The sequence below is a fragment of the Rhizobium leguminosarum genome (assembly GCF_001679785.1).
GTDB classification, from domain to species: Bacteria; Pseudomonadota; Alphaproteobacteria; order Rhizobiales; family Rhizobiaceae; genus Rhizobium; species Rhizobium leguminosarum_R.
Genome location: NZ_CP016286.1, coordinates 1,267,113 through 1,287,101 on the forward strand (window position 1 = coordinate 1,267,113; position 19,989 = coordinate 1,287,101).

Here is a 19,989-nt window from a genome sequence, read left to right on the forward strand (position 1 = left end):
GTGAGCCTATCTGAGCCGGGCCACGGTTTGTATCCAAGCAGACAAACAAAGATGCGGTGTCATTTCACAGTCACATAAGCATTTGTGAGGAGTGGTTTACCGACAGGCGAATGTCATTGAAGTTGCTGCGATCATTGTCGCGGTGCCTGTGGATAGGCTGTGGATATCCGGTGGATGACACGATCAATCAGCGGGCGATAATGTCGCAGATGCCAATCGCATGTTGCCTATCCGTTCCGAATCTCATCATTCTGCCGTTGCAGCTGTCGACCTCCGCCGCAAACGTCGTCGATCGCATGCCACGGGGCGCTCCGACTGATGTCGTGGAGCGCCCTTTTCTTTACGGTCGGGGGCTGACGGAAACTGCGACATCGTGTTTTGGTCAACTTGGCTGGCTGAGCCTCGCATATCGTTGCGCATGCCATAGATTACGCCAATCGGTCGTCGATCGATCGGGCGACGCCGATCCCGGTGACAAACCGGCACATATTCATAATTTGTGGGAGTTGCATGATGGAATATCGACGTTTGGGAAAGTCGGGCCTGCAAGTGAGCGAGTTCTCCTTCGGTTCCTGGGTCACGTTCGGCAAGCAGGTCAATGGAGGCGACGCCGTCGACCTCATGAAGCTTGCCTATGACAACGGGGTGAACTTCTTCGACAATGCCGAGGGATATGAGAGCGGCAAGTCCGAAATCGTTATGGGCGAGGCGCTCAGCAAGCTTGGCTGGAGCCGCGACAGCTTCGTCGTCTCCAGCAAGGTCTTCTGGGGAGGTGAGAGGCCGACGCAGCGCGGCCTGTCGCGCAAACATGTGACGGATGCCTGCCACGCAGCGCTCAAGCGGCTTCAGGTCGACTACCTCGACCTTTATTTCTGCCACCGCCCGGATATCGACACGCCGATCGAGGAAACGGTCCGGGCGATGCACGATCTCGTCACCCAGGGCAAGGTGCTCTATTGGGGCACGTCGGAATGGTCCGCGCAGCAATTGACGGAGGCCTATGCCGTCGCCCGGGATTTGCGCATCACGCCGCCGACCATGGAACAGCCGCAGTACAACATCTTCGAACGTCAGAAGGTCGAATCCGACTATCTGCCGCTCTACGACCTGATCGGCCTTGGCACCACGATCTGGTCACCGCTCGCCTCGGGCGTCCTGACCGGCAAGTACAATAACGGTGTGCCGGCCGACAGCCGTATGAACCTGCCGGGCTATGAATGGCTGAAGGAAAAGTGGTCCAGTGATGCCGGCCGGGCCCAGCTCAAACAAGTTGGCGAGCTGGCAAAGCTCGCCGAGGAGATCGGCCTATCGATCACCCATCTCGCCCTTTTGTGGTGCCTCGCCAACCGGAATGTCTCGACCGTCATTCTTGGAGCCTCGCGCGCCAGCCAGCTGCAGGACAATCTCGCGGCCCTCTCCCACAGACAGAAGATGACGTCTGACGTGCTGGACCGGATCGACACGATCGTCGGCAACAAGCCCGAAGGACCACGTCGCTTCTAGAGAAAACAAACTTCCTCAGCGGGTCAAATTAAGGCTCGTCGAGGGAGGCATGGCTTGACAATGTGACCAGACGCGTTGCATTTTCGCCACAATGCGTTGCTTAAAGGTCACGCAAGGGTTTTGGACATTCGCTCCCGATCGAGTCGTTGCAGCGCTGGCTTTTTAAGCCGGCGTTGCTTGGTTTTCGATCGGATGGCGAGGGCGGCGGGTGCCGTCTGAAGAGAGGCCGAATGACGCAGGATGGGGTATCGCCGGCGGCGGCGGGCGAGACGGTGACGACGGTGACCGACCGCCGCGCCCTTTTTGCCGTACCCGGCCTTGTGCTCGCTGGCGGCGCGCTTCTCTGCGCCACGGCCACGTTGTTCGTGCTGCTCGGCCTGACGCCGATCGCCCCGACCTCGCATGTCGTCATCACCTCGGTGATCGTTAATTCCTTCTTTGTCCTGACGCTGCTCGCCTTGATCGGCCGCGAGGTGGCAAGACTGCTGAAAGCCCGCACCCGCGGCCGTGCGGCGGCCCGCCTGCACATCCGCATCGTCGTGCTCTTCTCGATCGTCGCGATCACGCCGGCGATCCTCGTCGCCATCTTCGCCAGTATCACGCTGAATGCCGGTCTTGACCGCTGGTTTGCCTTGCGCACCCAGTCGATCGTCAGCTCGTCGCGCAATATCGGCCAGGCGTACATGATGGAGAATGCCAGCTATCTGCAGGGGCAGACGGTCTCCATGGCCAACGACCTGGAGCGCAACCGCGCGCTCTATAGCCTCGACAGAACCGGCTTTGCCGATCTGATGACCCGCCAGGCGAGGGGCCGCGGCCTGCTTGGCGCCTTCCTCGTCGAGCGCGACGGCTCGGTGATCGTCCAGGCCGATATCGCCACCGAAAAGCCGCTGCCGGCCATCCCGCAGGACGCGCTGGAAAAGGCGGCTGCCGGCCAGCCGACACTGATCCCGCCGGGCGTCACTAACCTCGTCGGCGCCATTATCAAGCTCGATGCCATCCAGGGCACCTTCCTTTACACGGTACGCGCCGTCGATCCCAAGGTCATGGGCGCCATGCGCATGATGGAGGAGAACGCCACCGAATACCGATCGATGGAGGCCAATCGCTTCTCGCTGCAGGTCGCCTTTGCCGTGCTCTATATCGGCTTCGCGCTAATCGTATTGCTGGCGGCGATCTGGACCGCGATCGCCGTCGCCGACCGCATCGTCCGGCCGATCCGCCTGCTGATCACGGCGGCCGACAGCGTTGCATCGGGCAATATGGATATCGTCGTGCCGGTGCATGCCGTCGACGGCGACGTCGCCAATCTGTCGCGCACCTTCAACAAGATGATCTCGGAAATCCGCACCCAGCGCGACGAGATCCTCGAGGCCAAGGACGAGGTCGACGACCGCCGCCGGTTCATCGAGGCGGTGTTGTCGGGCGTCACTGCCGCCGTCATCGGCGTCGAGCAGGACCGCCGCATCGCCATCGTCAACAGCTCGGCCGAGACGCTGATGTCGCTGTCGGCCGACGAAATGCTCGGAAAGCAGCTGGTCGACATCGCGCCGGAGGTCGATCACGTGCTGACCGAGGCGGCGGTGCGTCATCGCGGCGATTTCCGCAAGCAGATCGCGCTGGTGCGCGGCGGCACGGTGAGGACGCTGAGCGTGCAGGTCACCCGCGAGGAAGTGCGCGACATGAGCGAATCCTACGTGATCACGCTCGACGACATCACCGATCTCGTCATCGCCCAGCGCTCGACCGCCTGGGGCGACGTGGCAAGGCGCATCGCTCATGAGATCAAGAACCCGCTGACGCCGATCCAGCTGTCCGCCGAGCGCATTCAGCGCCGCTACGGCAAGCAGATCGACCCGGGTGACCGGACCGTCTTCGACCAGTGCACGGATACGATCATCCGCCAGGTCGGCGATATCGGCCGCATGGTCGACGAGTTCTCCGCCTTTGCCCGCATGCCCAAGCCGACCAAGGAGCCGAGCGATCTGCGTAATATTCTGCGCGACGCGATCTTCCTGCGCGAGATGGGCAACCATCACGTCACCTTCGAGCAGGATTTCGGCGACCAGCCGCTGGAGGGCCTGTTTGACAGCCGCATGCTCGGCCAGGCTTTCGGAAATCTCATCAAGAATGCCGTCGAATCGATCGAGGCCGTTCCGAGCGACGAGCGGGACGAACGCAAGGTTCTCGTCCGCGCCGCACTCGATACCGGCCGCGACCGCTTCACCGTCGACGTGATCGACAATGGCCGCGGCCTGCCGGTGGAGAACCGCCACAGCATTCTGGAGCCCTATATGACTATGCGCGAGAAGGGCACCGGCCTCGGCCTCGCCATCGTCAAGAAGATCATCGAGGAACATGGCGGGCAGCTCGAGCTGCATGATGCGCCCGCCGATTTTGACCGGGGAAGAGGGGCCATGATCCGCGTGCACCTGCCACGCCTGGATCCGACGCCTGCCGCTCCCGCAGCCAATGACAAGGAAAGCGTTTATGGCCTCTGATATTCTCGTCGTCGACGATGAGCACGATATTCGCGAGATCGTTTCCGGCATTCTCTCGGACGAAGGGCACGAGACGCGCACGGCCCATGATAGCGACAGCGCATTGGCGGCAATTTCCGATCGCGTACCGCGGCTGATCTTCCTCGATATCTGGATGCAGGGCAGCAAGCTCGACGGTCTGTCGCTGCTCGACGAGATCAAGACCCGCCATCCGGAACTGCCCGTGGTGATGATATCAGGCCATGGCAACATCGAGACCGCCGTCTCGGCGATCAAGCGCGGCGCCTTCGATTTTATCGAAAAGCCCTTCAAGGCCGACCGGCTGATCCTGATCGCCGAACGCGCGCTGGAGAATTCCAAGCTGAAGCGCGAGGTCTCCGATCTGAAGCGCCGCACCGGCGACGCGCTGGAGCTGATCGGCACCTCGGTTGCCGTTTCGCAGCTGCGCCAGACGATCGAGAAGGTTGCACCGACCAACAGCCGCATCATGATCCTCGGCGCGTCGGGTTCCGGCAAGGAGCTGGTGGCGCGGATGATCCATAAGAAGTCGGCTCGCGCCAACGGCCCCTTCGTTGCGATCAACGCCGCCAACATCACGCCCGACCGCATGGAAGTGGCGCTGTTCGGCACCGAGGGCACGCCCGGCCAGGCACGCAAGATCGGCGCGCTCGAGGAAGCCCATCGCGGCATCCTCTATCTCGACGAAGTCGGCGAAATGCCGCGCGAGACGCAGAACAAGATCCTGCGCGTGCTGGTCGATCAGCAGTTCGAGCGGGTCGGCGGTTCCAAGCGCGTCAAGGTCGATGTCCGCATCATCTCCTCGACCGCCTACAATCTCGAGAGCCGCATCGCCGAGGGATGGTTCCGCGAAGATCTCTATCACCGCCTCGCTGTCGTGCCGGTGCGTGTGCCGGCACTTGCCGAACGGCGCGAGGACATTCCCTTCCTCGTCGACCAACTGATGCGCCAGATATCCGAGCAGGCCGGCATCCGTCCGCGCCGTATCGGCGACGACGCCATGGCCGTGCTGCAGGCGCATGACTGGCCCGGCAACATCCGCCAGCTGCGCAACAATATCGAGCGGCTGATGATCCTTGCCCGCACCGACGGCCCCGATGCGCCGATCACCGCCGACATGCTGCCGACCGATCTCGGCGACATGCTGCCGAAGGTGTCCGCCAAGAACGACTATCACATCATGACGCTGCCGCTGCGCGAAGCCCGCGAGATGTTCGAGAAGGATTATCTGATCGCCCAGATCAACCGCTTCGGCGGCAATATCTCGCGCACCGCGGAGTTCGTCGGCATGGAGCGTTCGGCGCTGCACCGCAAGCTGAAGTCGCTCGGCGTCTGATCGTTTCCGGCACGGCCGAGGCCGCGCCGCGTCCCTATATTGCTTCCCGGAAGACCAGGTTTCCCATGCCGAGAATTGCCTATGTGAATGGCCGTTACGTCAAGCATTCCGATGCCAGCGTGCATATCGAGGATCGCGGCTACCAGTTCGCCGATGGCGTCTATGAGGTCTGCGAGGTGCGCCACGGCTATATCGTCGACCTCACGCGCCATCTGAACCGTCTCGACCGATCGCTTGGTGAGTTGCGCATCGCCTGGCCGATGGGCAGGGCGGCGCTGACGCAGGTCATTCGCGAGACGCTGCGCCGCAACCATGTCCGCAACGGGCTTTTCTACATGCAGGTGACGCGCGGCGTCGCCCGCCGCGATCATGTCTTCCCGGCCGAGGGAACGCCGCCCTCGCTTGTCATCACCGCCAAGAGCACCGATGCCAGGATCATTGCCGCCAAGAACGCCAACGGCATCAGGGCTATCACCCTTGTCGACAATCGCTGGGACCGCGTCGACATCAAGTCCATCGGCCTGCTGCCGAATGCCATGGCCCGCCAGCAGGCCAAGGAGGCCGGCGCCCAGGAAGCGATCTATGTCGACGGCGACGGCATGGTGAAGGAAGGGGCGGCGACCAATGTCTGGATCGTCGATCCGGACGGAACGCTGGTGACGCGACCGGCCGAATACGGCATTCTGCGCGGCATTACCCGCACCACTCTGATGGATGTCGGGGCCAAGCTGGGGTTGACGATCGCGGAGCGGAATTTCTCCGTTTCGGAGATGCTCGCGGCCCGCGAGGTCTTCCTCACTGCAGCCACAAGCATTTGTTTTCCGGTCGTTTCCGTCGATGGTCAGGCCATTGCCAACGGTCATCCGGGCAGCGTTTCGCAGAAAGTCCGCGAGGCCTTTTTCGACGTTGCGGAAAAGATTGCGATTTGATACCAAGATTTGCTGGACAGGTGGAATGAGGATGCCACCGGTCTTCGCATGGTGAGGTTGATTGATATTCTACCGGCCAGATCAGGTCGGCAATAAAGAAAGAAGCGGCGCGATGGCGGAACGTTCTCAGAATCTTCAGGACTTATTTCTCAATACTGTTCGCAAGCAAAAGATTTCCCTGACAATCTTTCTGATCAACGGCGTGAAACTCACGGGCGTTGTTACGTCTTTTGACAATTTCTGTGTTCTTCTTCGCCGTGACGGCCACTCGCAGCTCGTGTATAAGCATGCGATATCGACGATCATGCCGGGCCAGCCCATGCAGATGTTCGAGAGCGAAGAAGCCGCGTCCTAACAGGATCAGCCGTCATTTCGACACGCGATACCAAGAACGATTCGATCATCCCTGAGGCCGCCAAGCACAGGGACGACATGCGCGCGACCGTCGTCGTGCCGGTTCTGAAATCGCGCAGTCGCGGCGGCCAGAGCGAATCGGCATCGACCCGCACGCCAGAAAGCCGGCTCGAAGAGGCGACGGGCCTTGCCCAGGCGATCGACCTCGATGTCGTCAACGGCTCGATCGTCCCGGTCAACGATCCGAGACCGGCCACACTGCTCGGCACCGGCAAGATCGAGGAGATCAAGGCGCTGCTCGACGAGCGCGATTCCGGTCTCGTCATCGTCGATCATCCGTTGACGCCGGTGCAGCAGCGCAACCTCGAAAAGGAATGGAACGCCAAGGTCATCGACCGGACGGGTCTCATCCTCGAAATCTTCGGCCGCCGCGCCTCCACCAAGGAAGGCACGCTGCAGGTCGACCTCGCCCATCTGAATTATCAGAAGGGCCGCCTGGTCCGAAGCTGGACCCACCTTGAACGCCAGCGCGGCGGTGGCGGCTTCATGGGCGGCCCGGGCGAAACCCAGATCGAAGCCGACCGGCGGATGCTGCAGGACCGCATCATCAAGCTCGAACGCGAGCTGGAGCAAGTTGTGCGCACCCGCCAGCTCCACCGCGCCAAGCGCCGCAAGGTGCCGCACCCGATCGTGGCGTTGGTCGGCTATACCAATGCCGGCAAGTCGACGCTCTTCAACCGCATCACCGGCGCCGGCGTGCTGGCCGAAGACATGCTCTTTGCAACCCTCGACCCGACCCTTCGGCGCATGAAGCTGCCGCACGGCCGCACCGTCATCCTCTCCGACACCGTCGGTTTCATCTCCGACCTGCCGACCCATCTGGTCGCCGCCTTCCGGGCGACGCTGGAAGAGGTGCTGGAAGCCGATCTCATCCTGCATGTCCGCGACATGTCCGATGCCGACAACCAGGCGCAGAGCTCCGACGTGATGCGCATCCTGAACGATCTTGGCATCGACGAGGCCGAAGCCGAAAAACGGCTTATCGAGGTCTGGAACAAGATCGATCGGCTGGAGCCCGAGGTGCACGACACCATGGTGCAGAAATCGGCCGGCGCCAGCAACGTGGTCGCGGTTTCCGCCGTCAGCGGCGAGGGCGTCGACACGCTGATGGAAGAGATCAGCCGGAGACTGTCAGGCGTGATGACCGTGGCAACGATCCGCCTTCCGGTCGACAAGCTGGCGCTGCTGCCCTGGCTTTACGATCACGCGATCGTCGACAGCCGCGAGGATAATGAGGACGGCACGATCACGCTCGATCTGCGCCTCTCCGAAACCGAGGCAACCGAACTCGAACGCCGCATCGGCAACGGACAGAAGTCTTCAAAGGAAGATTGGGAGCGGTAAGGCATTCCCTTCCCCCCGGTGGGAAGGGAGATGTGGCAACGTTCCGCTTACTCAACCCCCGACGTCACAGCTCTTTCAATCGCCTTCGCCGCCTGCCAGATTTCTTCCATGCGTTCGAGAGTGGCTGCCTCCAGCGTCTCGCCCTCTGCTTCAAGAACCTGTTCTATATGGCTGAAGCGACGCCGGAATTTCGTATTCGTGCCACGCAGCGCCTGTTCCGGATCGGCCTTCACATGCCGGCCGATATTGACGACTGCGAAGATCAGGTCGCCGAGTTCGTCGCTGACTTTTGCCTGATCGCCTTCGCGAAGGGCTACCCGCAATTCGCCGATCTCCTCCTCGATCTTGTCGAGGATCGGCTCGGGCGCTGACCAGTCGAAGCCGACCTTGGCGGCGCGTTCCTGCAGCTTCAGCGCTTCCGTCAAAGCCGGGAAGCTGCGCTGCACCGAGCCGAGGAAGCCGCTATTGAAGTCCTCGGTGATGCCACGCCGTGACCGTCGCTCGGCGCGCTCGCGTTTCTCCGCCTGCTTGATCTCGTCCCATTGTCTCTTCACCGCGTCCGGCGTATCCGCCGCCGAGCGGGCAAAGACGTGCGGGTGGCGACGGATCATCTTGGCGGTGATGGCGTTGACCACGTCGCCGAAGGAAAATTCGCCGGCCTCCTCGGCCATGCGTGCGTGAAAGACCACCTGCAGCAGCAGATCGCCCAACTCGTCGCAGAGATCGTCCATGTCGCCACGCTCGATCGCGTCGGAAACCTCATAGGCCTCCTCGATCGTATAGGGCTTGATCGTCTCGAAACTCTGCACGATGTCCCAGGGGCAGCCGGTTTCGGGATGGCGCAGCGCCGCCATGATCTCGATCAGCCGCGAAATGTCTTTGGAAGGTTGCATGTTGCCTCGGTTCAGCGGGCTTCAGTTCGGTGGGCTCAGTTCAGGGGCCTCAGTTCAGGGGCCCTCAGTTCAGGGGAATGTCGTTGGCGCTCTTCGATGACTGGTAGCTGGTCGATAGCGCGTCGTAGCGCGCCTTGATGCGGGCGGTCTGCGCCTTCAGCGCGGTTTTCAACTGAGCCTCTTCGGTCTCGACGAGATCGGCAATGGCAAAGCTGTTCCAGAAGGCGTTTTGCCTGCGGTAGCCGCCGGGTTCAAGCCCGAAGACTTCCTTCAGGATCTTCAGGTCGTGCGGAATGGCGAAGGCGTCGCGCGAATCCTCATGGCTGAAAAAATAGTAGAAATTGTCGAAGCCCGCCCAGGTGATCGCCGACATGCACATGGTGCAGGGCTCGTGCGTCGACAGGAAGATCAGATCCCTGGCCGGCGGTTTGTCGCCAAGCTCGTAGAAGCGCTTCAGCGTATGGACTTCGCCGTGCCAGAGCGGATTTTCCAGCTCGTTATTGGTCTCGGCGACGACGAGCGAAAGATCGGATTTCCTTAAGATCGCCGCACCGAACACCTTGTTGCCAAGCGAAACGCCACGCTCCGTCAGCGGCAGGATATCGTCTTCCATGACCGAAAGCAGGCGGGAGGCAATGGTCTTATCAGGCATGAGGGCACTCCAGTTTTCCTCAGTCTATCGCCTTGGCGGTGCGAGTGAAATGCGTCAAGCGCCGGTGGACGTTTTTTGCCACAGGCTTTATACTGCGCTGCAGCAAGCGGGCTGAGAAATATGCGGCTTTTGGGCCGCACGGGTGACTTTTCTCAAATCATTGACGGCACGAGCAAAAGAATACCCGCTTGCTTGGGCTTTCGAATTTCTGTTCCTTCAATCCCTTGTCGATCAAGGGCATATTCCGGCAACCTCGAAGTGGATTGATGATGCCTCCCAAGACTGAACAGCTTTCGGTATTTCCCGCCTTCTTTCGCGTGGAAGGCCAGAAGACGGCTGTCTTCGGCAATGGCGACGAAGCTTTCGCCAAGGTGCGGCTGTTGCTCAACACGCGGGCGCGGATTGTCGCCTATGCCGACCGGCCGGAAGCCGATTACCATGCCTTCCTGATTGCCAACCGGATCGAGACCGTGCGCGCTGCCTTCTCGGCCGAACAGGTCGAGGGTTCAGCACTCGTCTTCGCCGCAACCGGCAATGAGGCCGACGACCGCAGCATCGTCGATGCCGCCCGCGCTGCCAGAATTCCGGCCAATGCCGTCGATCAGCCGGATTGCTGCGATTTCTTCACGCCGGCACTGGTCAACCGCGCGCCCGTCGCCGTTGCGATCGGCACTGAAGGGGCAGGGCCGGTTCTGGCGCAGATGATCCGCGCGCAGATCGACCAGCTTCTTTCGCCCTCGCTCGGCCGCCTTGCCGGGCTGGCGACGAGCTACCGCAAGGCCGTCGAACAACTGATTCCGAAAGGCGTCTCCCGCCGGGTCTTCTGGCGCCGTTTCTTTTCCGGTGCCGTTGCCGATGCGGTCGCCAACGGCAACCTGCCGCAGGCCCGCCATGCCGCCGACCGGCTGCTGCACGCGATGGACAAGGTCGCTGGCCACGTCTGGCTGGTCGGCGCCGGTCCGGGTGCCGAAGATCTGCTGACGCTGCGCGCCCAGCGCGTGATGATGGAAGCCGACGTCATCGTCTATGACGCGCTGGTGCCGCAGGCGATCGTCGATATGGGCCGCCGTGATGCCGAGCGGCTCTCCGTCGGCAAGCGCAAGGGCTGCCACTCGAAGTCCCAGGAAGAAATCAACGACCTGCTGGTCGATCTCGGCCGCCAGGGCAAGCGGGTCGTGCGCCTGAAATCCGGCGATCCTCTGGTCTATGGCCGGGCAGGCGAAGAGATGGCGGCACTGCGCGCTGCCGGCGTCACCTATGAGGTCGTGCCCGGTATCACCTCGGCTTTCGCCGCCGCTGCCGATTTCGAGCTGCCGCTGACGCTGCGCGGCGTCGCCTCCTCGCTGGTCTTCACCACAGGCCATGATCTCACCGGCGATGTACTGCCCGATTGGGCAAGCCTTGCCGTTTCCGGCGCGACGATCGCCGTCTATATGGGCCGCACGGTTGCTGCCTCCGTCGCCGAGCGGCTGATGCAGGCGGGCATTCCCGCCGAAACCACCGTCGCCGTCATCGAAAATGCCAGCCGCGCCGATCGCCGTCTGCTGCATGGCACGCTCGCTGATTTGCCCGATCTGCAGCACCGCGATGAATTGACCGGACCTGTCATGGTCATCATCGGCGATGCGGTCGCCGGCGCCAATTTCGAACTGTCCGAGCCACTGGTGCGCGCAAACACCCGGCTCGAGGAACTTGCAAGGAGCTGAATATGGGTGACAAGGTTCTGACCGCCAACCGGCTGACGGACGGCATTGCCGTCTGGCTGGATGCGAACGGCAAGTGGTCCACCTCGCTGCAGGAGGCGCTCGTTGCCCGTCATGCCGAAGCCGTCGCGGCACTGGAGGCGATCGGCAAGAAATCCTATGCCGACAACGAGGTCGTCGACGTCGCCGTCGTCGACGTTCAGGAAACCAACGGCATTCTCTGGCCGCTTCGCCTTCGCGAGCGCATCCGCGCACAGGGCCCGACCATGGAATATGCCCCGGGCTACGCTCCTGCCGATCCCGAATTCATTGCAGTCTGAGGAAGACGATGTACCGTTACGACGAATTTGACCATGCCTTTGTTACCGAGCGCGTCGAGCAGTTTCGCGATCAGGTCCAGCGCCGCCTTTCCGGCGAGCTCGCCGAGGACGCGTTCAAGCCGCTGCGCCTGATGAACGGCGTCTACCTGCAGCTCCACGCCTACATGCTGCGCATCGCCATTCCCTATGGCACGCTGAGCTCGCGCCAGCTTCGCATGCTCGCCCATATCGCCCGCACCTATGACCGTGGCTACGGCCATTTCACCACGCGCCAGAACCTGCAGTTCAACTGGCCGAAACTGTCCGACATTCCAGATGCGCTGGCCGACCTTGCCAGCGTCGAGATGCATGCGCTGCAGACCTCGGGCAACTGCATCAGAAACGTCACGGCCGATCACTTCGCGGGTGCCGCCGCCGACGAGGTCGCAGATCCGCGTCCTTACGCCGAAATCCTGCGCCAGTGGTCGTCGGTCCACCCGGAATTCTCCTTCCTGCCGCGCAAGTTCAAGATCGCCGTCACCGGCGCCGAGCGCGACCGCGCCGCAATCCAGGTCCATGATATCGGCCTGCATGTGAAAAAGAACGACAAGGGCGAGATCGGTTTTGCCGTCTATGTCGGCGGCGGCCAGGGCCGTACGCCGATGATCGCCAAGCTGATCCGTGACTTCCTGCCTGAGGAAGACCTGCTCTCCTACACCACGGCCATCGTGCGCGTGTACAATCTGCACGGCCGCCGCGACAACAAGTACAAGGCCCGCATCAAGATCCTCGTGCATGAAACCGGCACCGAGGAGCTGACACGCCAGGTGGAGGCCGAATTCGCAGCGCTGAAGGATACCGAGCTCAAACTGCCGGAAAAGGACGTCCAGTCGATCTCTGCCTATTTCGCGCCGCCTGATCTGCCCCAGCGCGCCGAAGGCTGGGAAAACCTTGCCCGTTGGAAGAAGGCCGATTCCGGTTTCTCCCGCTGGGTCCAGCAGAACGTGCAGCCGCACAAGAACCCCGACTACGGCATGGTGACGATCTCGCTGAAGCCGATCGGCGGCATTCCGGGCGATGCCTCCGATGCGCAGATGGACGCGATCGCCGATCTCGCCGAGGAATATGCCTTCGACGAAATCCGCGTCAGCCATGAGCAGAACCTGATCCTGCCGCATGTGGCGCTGGCCGATCTCGAAGCCGTCTATCGCGGCCTCGTCGCCATCAATCTCGCCGAAGCCAATGCCGGCCTGATCACCGATATCATTGCCTGTCCTGGGCTGGACTACTGCGCGCTGGCCAATGCGCGCTCCATTCCGCTGGCGCAGGAAATCTCCCGGCGTTTCGGCAATGCCGAACGCCAGGCAGAGATCGGCGAGCTGAAGATCAAGATCTCCGGCTGCATCAATGCCTGCGGCCATCACCATGTCGGCCATATCGGCCTGCTCGGTGTGGAAAAGAAGGGTGCCGAACTCTACCAGATCACGCTCGGCGGCTCCGGCGACGAACACACCTCGATCGGCGAGATCATCGGCCGCGGCTTCGAGCCGGACCGGGTGACCGACGCGATCGAGACGATCGTCGACACCTATCTCGGCCTGCGCCTCGATCATTCCGAGAACTTCCTCGCCGCTTATCGCCGCGTCGGACCGCAGCCTTTCAAGACCGCGCTCTACGGCTCGGCCGCCGAAGCGGCATAAGGAGGGGATGATGACGAAGATCTGGAGAGAAACCGGTTTTGTCGAAAACGATCCCTGGGTGATCGAAACCGACGAGGTGAAGGCGACCGAGGAGCAGAAGCCGCTGCTCGGCCTCGACGAGATGATCGCCAAGGCCGACGAAAGCAACGATGTCGGCCTCGGCGTGCTGATCAAGCCGGCCGACGACGTGCGCCGGCTGGAGCCCTATCTCTATCGTCTCGAAATCGTTGCCCTGGCCTTTCCGGCTTTCAATGACGGCCGCGCCTTCAGCCATGCCTCGCTGCTGCGTCAGCGCCTCGGCTACACCAACGAGCTGCGCGCTGTCGGCGACGTTCTGATCGATCAGGTGCCGCTGATGCTGCGCGTCGGCATCGACAGCTTTGCCGTCACCAACGCCACGGCGCTGAAGCGGCTTGCAGAAAACCGTCTTCCCGCCATTCCCCATCATTATCAGCCGGCAGTGCGTGACGCCGAAGCCGGCAAGGGCTATAGTTGGCGCCGTCAGGCGAAGCCGGCCGCATAAGCGACCGGTCCGCCTTTTTACGATGGCGGAACAGTAGCATGAAGACATTCGAAGTGGCGGTCATCGGTGGCGGTCTGGCCGGCATGATCGCCGCAATCGCGCTGGCGCGCGGCGGCCGCAGCGTGGCGCTGGTGGCCCCCGTTGCTCCGAAGGAGGACCGTCGCACCACGGCGCTGATGGATCAGTCGATTCGCTTCCTCGACCGCCTGGCGCTCTGGGAAAAGCTTCGTCCCGCAGCCGCCCCTCTCACCAGCATGCGCATCGTCGACGGCACCGACAGGCTGCTGCGCGCGCCGACCACCACCTTCCGCGCGGCCGATGTCGGCCTGGATGCCTTCGGCTACAATTTCCCCAACAAGGCGCTGATCGATATCCTCGAAGGGGCCGCCGCCGGCGAGGGCAATATCACCCGCTTCACCGGTATGGCCGAATCGATCGACACATCAGCCGAAGTGGTCTCGATCACGCTTGCCGGCGGGGAGAGGCTGTCGGCCGATTTTGCCGTCGGCGCCGATGGCCGCAGCTCGAAGCTGCGCGAGACATCGGGCATTACCGTGCGCAACTGGTCCTATCCGCAATCGGCCATGGTTCTGAATTTCGCCCATTCGCTGCCCCACCAGAATATCTCGACCGAATTCCACACCAAACACGGCCCCTTCACGCAGGTGCCGCTACCGGGGAGCCGCTCCAGCCTCGTCTGGGTGCAGGATCCCGCTGAGGCGGCGAGCAACATGGAATTGCCGCTTGCCGAGCTCGGCGCTCTTGTCGAGGCGCGCATGCAATCCATGCTCGGCAAGGTCAGCGTCGAGGAGGGCGTCCAGGTCTGGCCGCTCTCCGGCATGATGGCGCATCGTTTCGGCAAAGGACGCATTGCGCTGATCGGCGAGGCCGCCCATGTCTTCCCGCCGATCGGGGCGCAGGGGCTGAACCTCAGCCTGCGCGATATCATGGCGCTTGCCGATATCCTTTGCGACCGTGCGGAACTGCCGGTCCCGGCCGACGCCGGCGAAAGCTTCGACCGCAAGCGCCGCGCCGATATCATGACGCGCACGGCCAGTGTCGATCTCCTCAACCGCTCGCTGCTCTCGGATTTCCTGCCCGTCCAGATGCTGCGGGCTGCCGGCCTGCATATCCTCTCGGCGATACCGCCGCTGCGCAATATCGTGATGCGCGAGGGCATCGAGCCCGGCCGCGGCTTTCGCGATATTCCGGATGCGCTACGGGAAAAGCTGAAGCGGAAGAAGGCCTGAGCGGATCACGATCAGCCAGAGCGAAACGCTCACCACCGAAAACACCGTCGTGATCAGGATCGTCGCCGAGGCGCGCTCCCGCCAGACGCCATATTGCTGGCCGATGACGAAGACGTTGGTCGCCGTCGGCAGGCAGGCGAGCAGCACGGCGGCCTGGATCCAGACCGGCTCGAAACCACCAACCGCCGTCAGCGCAATGAAAACCGCGATCGGATGCAGGATCAGCTTCGCCGGCACGATATAGGAGATTTCTGCCGGAACCCGCTTCAGAGGCCGCAGCGCCAGCGTCACGCCCATGGCAAAGAGCGCGCAAGGAGCCGCCGCCTGGGCGAGATAATCGACGAGGCGCTGAAACGCCAGCGGCTGGTCGATGTGCAAAGCGGCCACCGCAAAGCCTGCCGCCGTCGACAGGATGAAGGGATGCAGCGCGACCTTCCGCACGATATCGGCGACAAGCTGGCTTGTTGAACGCTTGTCGTCGCCGGCCGCCGCCATCAGCGCTGGCGCCACGATGAAATGCAGCGCGTTTTCGAAGCAGATGATCAGCGCCACCGGCACGGCCGCGCCTTCGCCGAGCGCCAAGAGTGCCAGGCCCGGCCCCATATAGCCGATATTGCCATAGGCGCCGGCAAAGGACTGGATGGTGCAGTCGGCGAGCGAATTGCCGCGCAGCAGGCGGCCGATGGCGAAAAGCAGGATGAAGACTGCATAGGTCGCCGCGATATCGGTGGCGATGAAATCGACGCGCGTCAGTTCTTCGATCGGCGTGCGCGAGACCAGCTTGAAGAACAGAGCGGGCAGGGCGGCATAGATGATGAAGGTGTTCAGCCAGCCGAGCGCTTCGGCCGGCTGCTTCGTCGCCTTGGCGGCGATGTAACCGATCAGGATCAGGCCGAAGAACGGCAATAGCAGGCTGACGATTTCGGCCAAGAGGTCTTCCAGGGCGCGGGGATGATCGGCGGGTCAGGATCTGACTTAAGCAATTCCAACGAAACTGTGTAGCGGTTTTTGCGCCCGGAATTGCGCAGAAACAAGAGCAATTCCAGCAAAAGTGTGTAGCGGTTTTGCGTCCGGAATTGCGCAGAAACAAATCGATAGTGCGTGGACTCATTCACGCGATGAGTACACGCTCTAAGATCCCAACCCGACAAGCGATCAGTAGTCCCAGAAGGCCGCCACCCAACGAAAGGCGTCGCCGTCGACCGCCACCCGGCCGACGGATGGGAACGGCAGGTGGGTGGCCACCAGTTGCTCGCCGGTCTCCGCCAGCTCCCGCAAAAGACGGATCCGAACGCGCGCCGCCTCCTCGGGGTCGTGCTCGAAGCCGTTGAACCAGTCGGGGTGCTCAAAGCCGACCGCGAATACGGCGTCGCCGGCAAACATCAGCCGGTCGCCGCCGGACGCCAGGCGGATCACGCTGTGCCCCGGGGTGTGGCCGCCGGTGCGATGGACGACCACGCCCGGCGCCACCTCGTACTCGTCATCGAACAGCCTGAAATGGCTGCGATATTCTTCGGCGAACCGCGTGGCAGTCGCCCGAAGCGCGTCCGGGAACCCCGGTGGCATAGAGACCCGGGAGAAATCGGGCGCCTCCCAGAATTTGACCTCGGCCGCCGCCACGTGGATGCGCAGGTCCGGACGCAACTGGTCCTTCACCCCGTCGACGAGCAGCCCGCCAATATGGTCCATGTGCATGTGGGTCAGCACCACGTCGGTCACCGACGCAAGATCGATGCCGGCAGCTTCCAACCGCTTGATCAGCTGCCCGGCCCGCGGCAGATGCAGGTCCGGGTCGATCCCCAGCCCTGCGTCGAGCAGTATGGTGTGGTCGCCGCTGCGCACCACGACCACGTTCAGCGCCCAGTCGAAAGCGTCCGCTGGCAGGAACATGTCTTTCAGCCAGGCCGCTCGGACGGCGGGATCGATGTTGTGTCCCAGCATCGCGGTTGGGAGCGGTAGCACTCCATCGCTGACCACCAGCACCTCAATCTCGCCGACCTGCACCGCGTAGCGCGACGGAACCAATTCGTCGAGCCGAGGTCTGCCGGTGTGTGCGGTGTTTTCCAGGCTCATCTTTGTCTCAAGGTTCATGTTCGTCTCCTTCTGACCGCCGCCTTAAACACGGCATCGACGACGCTACATGGAGGCGTGTTTGCGATCGATTGGTCGAGGGATAAGGACGAGTGGGGCCGAGGGACAGGACAAGCCATACCACGGCATAGGTGCAGGCCTCGCTTTTTGCTGCCGGCGTGGTGCTGATGGGGGCGGCGTCGATCAGATCGGCGAACGCGGCAAGCCTGCTACCGCCATTGCTCGATGAGAAATCCCGATGGTCCTTGAACGGGATCGGTGTGGGGTAGGGGTACTGAGGATATTTTCGTCAGCGTCTCGCTTGAAGCAGCCGAAGTCTGAATGTCGGCATGCTGTCCCTTAGGATAAGCGCCGATGACCTGGAAGTTCGACGTGCAGCCGAGATTCTGATGCCCTGTCCCGGCAGGAAGCACCAGACAGTCTCCGGCCGCCACCGCTATTGCTTGACCCCCGGGACCACCAATCAGCAGCGTGGCGCTACCAAGTGCAATTCCCAGCACTTCATGGGCACCGGAATGGTAGTGCTGATAGCCGAAGACACCATTTCTCCAGATGCCCGTCCAACCGTTTGCCGCGAAGCGACGTTCGAAATCGGGCGGTCCGCCGTCGGCAAACAGCCCTCTGTAAAGCAATACAGGAAGATGCGGGTTGTTCGGGACCCAGTCGCTCGGCCCGAAAAGGATCGTCTCGATGTTCATGCCGAATTCCCAAAGCTAGTCGTCGATTGCCGCGACGCGACGGCCATCGAGCCGTCGACGTTGTTCGCCAAGTCTTTCGCCGCGTTTTCCATTGAACTCATCTGCGCTGATGTTCTCAAAGCTAAACTTTGGCGGTCGCCAGCGGTTCCTTGACGTGCCGTGGTTTAGCCGGGCCAACGGACCATGGCGGGCGCGAAAGATCGAGGCTACTTCGAGCTCCGTCTTTTCGACAAGCGACTGGTCTGCGAAACGGTAAGAATAGGAGGACTTCGGGAGGCTGCCAAATAGCCCGCCACTGCAGCGCATTGCGGAGACAACCTCCGACGAAGACGGTGCAGTGGCCGGTCGGTGGAGTCCGTCAGAGCGTGTCGATCAGGCCTCCGTCCACGCGCATCGAAGCTCCAGTCGTTGCGGACGCCAAAGGGGAGGCCAAATAAGTGACGAGATTGGCAATTTCCTCGACGCTCGCGGCGCGTTGGATGATCGAACCGGCGCGGTGCTTCTTGACGAAGTCCGCCGCCACCTCCTCGATCGGTTTCCCCGTCTTCGCACGTTCCTCGGCGAGCATCGCCTCGACGCCTTCCGAAAGCGTGGGGCCGGGAAGGACGGAGTTCACGGTGACGCCCGTGCCAGCCATGCGCTTGGCAAGGCCGCGGGCAACCGCAATGTCTGCGGTCTTGCTGACACCATAGTGGATCATCTCGACCGGAATGTTAAAGCCGGATTCAGACGCGATGAAGATGACGCGGCCCCAATCGAGCTTCTGCATGCCCGGAAGATATGCGCGCGAAAGCCTGACGGCGGACATGACGTTCACCTGCCAGTGGCGGTCCCATACCTCGTCGCCCGCATCGAAGAAGTCTAGCGGCTGGAAGATGCCCGCGTTGTTGATGAGGATGTCCACGTGAGGAACTTGGGCGACAAGAGCGTCACATCCGCCAGCGGTCGCGAGATCTGCGGCCGCCGCGGTCACGCTTCCCTTGGCGCCTTCGCCTTTCAGGCGGACGGCGGCCTTCGCGGTCTTTTCTTCGGACCGGCCGTTGACCACCACGTCCGCACCCGCCCTCGCGAGCTGGCGGGCGATTGCGTATCCAATGCCTTCAGTGGATCCGGTAACCAGAGCGGTCTTGCCTGTGAGGTCGATCTGCATCTTCTGCTCCTGTGAGGTTGGATGACAGAACGTATGAACTGGCGACCGATCTCGCAACAGCCCACGATGAGGATAATCCTCTCGCGACAGGATGATGTCGGCGGCGGCGGCGTGCGAATTTCTGGCGTATCGTCTAGCCAGGGTCGACAGTCACGATCCCTCGTCCGGTATGTTCAAGACCTCTCCGCACGCCTTGCAATGAACGGCGTCCGCGTCATGGCGCTGAAGGCCGCATCGGTGGCAGGAATAGGTCACCTTGTGAGGGCGGACCACTGCCTGAGCAAGCCTGACGAAAAGGGAAATGCCGACGATCATCGTCACAACGGAAGTGAGCTTGCCCAACGTTCCCGGAAGCGTGATGTCTCCGAATCCCGTCGTCGTCACCGTCGCGACCGTGAAGTACAGCGCATCGACGAATCCTTCGCCTCCCTCCCTGTTGTAGAAGAAGGACGTATAGACGAACCCGGTTGCCATGAAGAGGAACACAAGGAAATTGATTACCGCCCGGACGACGTCGAGAAGGTATGAATAGCCGGCCTTGCGCAGCAAGTCCCTAAGCAACGGACTTCTGCCGATCGCCCAGAACCGCATGATCCGCAGGAAAGCGAAATTGTAGAGCAGGTCCGGCAGCAACAGCGTGGCCAGCACCACAAAGTCGATCCAGGTCATCGGCCGCCGAATCCACTCGCGCAGAGAGAATGCGGCGATCGCCCGGCCCACCATCTCGGCGGCGATCCACACTGCTATCGCATAGTCGATGATTAGATAGGACGGACCGGATCGCAGGTACGGGCCGAGCAGGAAGAAGACGAGAATGGCGACGTCAATGGCAGCAAATACCAGCCGAAAGGCGACCGCCTGCCTGCCGTCGGCCCTATCGAGCTTGCGCAGCACCTGACGAAGCGAATTCTGCCGAGAGCCGTTGTCGGATTCGAAGGTTTTCATCCAGGGAATCTAGATCCCTCATTGGCGTCTGCAAGTCGCC

The 19,989-nt window shown here is 62.2% G+C and carries 18 protein-coding genes; 11 read left to right on the top strand and 7 right to left on the bottom strand.

The features are described 5' to 3' along the window. Positions 1–513 precede the first annotated feature (513 nt). The 6 genes from BA011_RS06480 to hflX all read left to right on the top strand — a co-directional run bounded on the left by BA011_RS06480 (position 514) and on the right by hflX (position 8,045). The gene (locus BA011_RS06480; RefSeq protein WP_065279828.1) at positions 514–1,503 is read left to right on the top strand and encodes a potassium channel beta subunit family protein; all 990 of its coding nucleotides are present in this window, start codon (positions 514–516) and stop codon (positions 1,501–1,503) included. A 230-nt stretch (positions 1,504–1,733) separates the two neighbouring features. Beyond that, on the top strand, positions 1,734–4,004 hold the full coding sequence (locus BA011_RS06485) for a sensor histidine kinase NtrY-like (RefSeq protein WP_065279829.1): 2,271 nt from the start codon (positions 1,734–1,736) through the stop codon (positions 4,002–4,004). Further along, entirely contained in the window at positions 3,994–5,358 is a 1,365-nt protein-coding gene (locus tag BA011_RS06490; RefSeq protein ID WP_017960314.1) for a sigma-54-dependent transcriptional regulator, read from the top strand. The genes BA011_RS06485 and BA011_RS06490 overlap by 11 nt, the downstream gene beginning before the upstream one ends. Positions 5,359–5,423: 65 nt before the next feature. Beyond that, the gene (locus BA011_RS06495) at positions 5,424–6,287 is read left to right on the top strand and encodes a D-amino-acid transaminase (RefSeq protein WP_065279830.1); all 864 of its coding nucleotides are present in this window, start codon (positions 5,424–5,426) and stop codon (positions 6,285–6,287) included. Positions 6,288–6,399: 112 nt separating this feature from the next. After that, the gene (hfq, locus tag BA011_RS06500) at positions 6,400–6,642 is read left to right on the top strand and encodes an RNA chaperone Hfq (protein WP_003539403.1); all 243 of its coding nucleotides are present in this window, start codon (positions 6,400–6,402) and stop codon (positions 6,640–6,642) included. Between the two features lie 77 nt (positions 6,643–6,719). Then, on the top strand, positions 6,720–8,045 hold the full coding sequence (gene hflX, locus BA011_RS06505) for a GTPase HflX (protein ID WP_017960317.1): 1,326 nt from the start codon (positions 6,720–6,722) through the stop codon (positions 8,043–8,045). Positions 8,046–8,092: 47 nt separating this feature from the next. Here the strand turns inward: hflX and mazG are convergent, their stop codons facing one another. Beyond that, entirely contained in the window at positions 8,093–8,938 is an 846-nt protein-coding gene (gene mazG, locus BA011_RS06510) for a nucleoside triphosphate pyrophosphohydrolase (protein WP_017960318.1), read from the bottom strand. Positions 8,939–9,002: 64 nt separating this feature from the next. Then, positions 9,003–9,590 carry a deaminase gene (locus BA011_RS06515; protein WP_065279831.1) on the bottom strand — a complete coding sequence of 196 codons (588 nt, stop codon included), beginning with the start codon at positions 9,588–9,590 and terminating at the stop codon, positions 9,003–9,005. 269 nt (positions 9,591–9,859) lie between these two features. Here BA011_RS06515 and cysG point away from each other — a divergent pair, with 269 nt between their 5' ends. Genes cysG through BA011_RS06540 form a run of 5 tightly spaced genes read left to right on the top strand, consistent with a single transcriptional unit; the run spans position 9,860 to position 15,065 of the window. Continuing rightward, complete coding sequence (gene cysG / locus BA011_RS06520; protein WP_065282431.1) at positions 9,860–11,296, top strand: siroheme synthase CysG; 1,437 nt, start codon at positions 9,860–9,862, stop codon at positions 11,294–11,296. Between the two features lie 2 nt (positions 11,297–11,298). Further along, positions 11,299–11,613, top strand: coding sequence for a DUF2849 domain-containing protein (locus BA011_RS06525; RefSeq protein ID WP_011651871.1), 315 nt, complete (start codon positions 11,299–11,301; stop codon positions 11,611–11,613). 8 nt (positions 11,614–11,621) lie between these two features. Then, positions 11,622–13,292, top strand: a complete 1,671-nt coding sequence (locus BA011_RS06530) for a nitrite/sulfite reductase (protein ID WP_065279832.1) — start codon at positions 11,622–11,624, stop codon at positions 13,290–13,292. 10 nt (positions 13,293–13,302) lie between these two features. Further along, on the top strand, positions 13,303–13,815 hold the full coding sequence (locus BA011_RS06535; protein ID WP_065282432.1) for a DUF934 domain-containing protein: 513 nt from the start codon (positions 13,303–13,305) through the stop codon (positions 13,813–13,815). A gap of 38 nt (positions 13,816–13,853) precedes the next feature. Beyond that, positions 13,854–15,065 carry a UbiH/UbiF family hydroxylase gene (locus BA011_RS06540; protein ID WP_065279833.1) on the top strand — a complete coding sequence of 404 codons (1,212 nt, stop codon included), beginning with the start codon at positions 13,854–13,856 and terminating at the stop codon, positions 15,063–15,065. Here the strand turns inward: BA011_RS06540 and BA011_RS06545 are convergent. The 5 genes from BA011_RS06545 to BA011_RS06565 all read right to left on the bottom strand — a co-directional run bounded on the left by BA011_RS06545 (position 15,033) and on the right by BA011_RS06565 (position 19,949). Continuing rightward, entirely contained in the window at positions 15,033–15,995 is a 963-nt protein-coding gene (locus BA011_RS06545; protein ID WP_065279834.1) for an AEC family transporter, read from the bottom strand. The genes BA011_RS06540 and BA011_RS06545 overlap by 33 nt on opposite strands. A 225-nt stretch (positions 15,996–16,220) precedes the next feature. Further along, complete coding sequence (locus BA011_RS06550; RefSeq protein WP_065279835.1) at positions 16,221–17,156, bottom strand: MBL fold metallo-hydrolase; 936 nt, start codon at positions 17,154–17,156, stop codon at positions 16,221–16,223. Between the two features lie 209 nt (positions 17,157–17,365). Then, positions 17,366–17,854 (bottom strand): cupin, encoded by a 489-nt coding sequence (locus BA011_RS41190; protein ID WP_151343395.1) that lies wholly within the window; start codon positions 17,852–17,854, stop codon positions 17,366–17,368. A gap of 358 nt (positions 17,855–18,212) precedes the next feature. Beyond that, positions 18,213–19,004 (bottom strand): SDR family NAD(P)-dependent oxidoreductase, encoded by a 792-nt coding sequence (locus BA011_RS06560; protein WP_065279836.1) that lies wholly within the window; start codon positions 19,002–19,004, stop codon positions 18,213–18,215. 150 nt (positions 19,005–19,154) lie between these two features. Further along, positions 19,155–19,949 (bottom strand): ion channel, encoded by a 795-nt coding sequence (locus BA011_RS06565; protein WP_065279837.1) that lies wholly within the window; start codon positions 19,947–19,949, stop codon positions 19,155–19,157. Positions 19,950–19,989 lie beyond the last annotated feature (40 nt).

Coding starts and splice junctions, on each gene's coding strand:
- BA011_RS06530 (WP_065279832.1), top strand. CDS start 11,622: ATGTACCGTTACGACGAATTTGACCATGCCTTTGTTACCGAGCGCGTC.
- hfq (WP_003539403.1), top strand. CDS start 6,400: ATGGCGGAACGTTCTCAGAATCTTCAGGACTTATTTCTCAATACTGTT.
- BA011_RS06480 (WP_065279828.1), top strand. CDS start 514: ATGGAATATCGACGTTTGGGAAAGTCGGGCCTGCAAGTGAGCGAGTTC.
- BA011_RS06515 (WP_065279831.1), bottom strand. CDS start 9,590: ATGCCTGATAAGACCATTGCCTCCCGCCTGCTTTCGGTCATGGAAGAC.
- mazG (WP_017960318.1), bottom strand. CDS start 8,938: ATGCAACCTTCCAAAGACATTTCGCGGCTGATCGAGATCATGGCGGCG.
- BA011_RS06540 (WP_065279833.1), top strand. CDS start 13,854: ATGAAGACATTCGAAGTGGCGGTCATCGGTGGCGGTCTGGCCGGCATG.
- hflX (WP_017960317.1), top strand. CDS start 6,720: ATGCGCGCGACCGTCGTCGTGCCGGTTCTGAAATCGCGCAGTCGCGGC.
- BA011_RS41190 (WP_151343395.1), bottom strand. CDS start 17,854: ATGAACATCGAGACGATCCTTTTCGGGCCGAGCGACTGGGTCCCGAAC.
- BA011_RS06525 (WP_011651871.1), top strand. CDS start 11,299: ATGGGTGACAAGGTTCTGACCGCCAACCGGCTGACGGACGGCATTGCC.
- cysG (WP_065282431.1), top strand. CDS start 9,860: ATGCCTCCCAAGACTGAACAGCTTTCGGTATTTCCCGCCTTCTTTCGC.
- BA011_RS06565 (WP_065279837.1), bottom strand. CDS start 19,949: ATGAAAACCTTCGAATCCGACAACGGCTCTCGGCAGAATTCGCTTCGT.
- BA011_RS06490 (WP_017960314.1), top strand. CDS start 3,994: ATGGCCTCTGATATTCTCGTCGTCGACGATGAGCACGATATTCGCGAG.
- BA011_RS06560 (WP_065279836.1), bottom strand. CDS start 19,004: ATGCAGATCGACCTCACAGGCAAGACCGCTCTGGTTACCGGATCCACT.
- BA011_RS06485 (WP_065279829.1), top strand. CDS start 1,734: ATGACGCAGGATGGGGTATCGCCGGCGGCGGCGGGCGAGACGGTGACG.
- BA011_RS06495 (WP_065279830.1), top strand. CDS start 5,424: ATGCCGAGAATTGCCTATGTGAATGGCCGTTACGTCAAGCATTCCGAT.
- BA011_RS06535 (WP_065282432.1), top strand. CDS start 13,303: ATGACGAAGATCTGGAGAGAAACCGGTTTTGTCGAAAACGATCCCTGG.
- BA011_RS06550 (WP_065279835.1), bottom strand. CDS start 17,156: ATGAACCTTGAGACAAAGATGAGCCTGGAAAACACCGCACACACCGGC.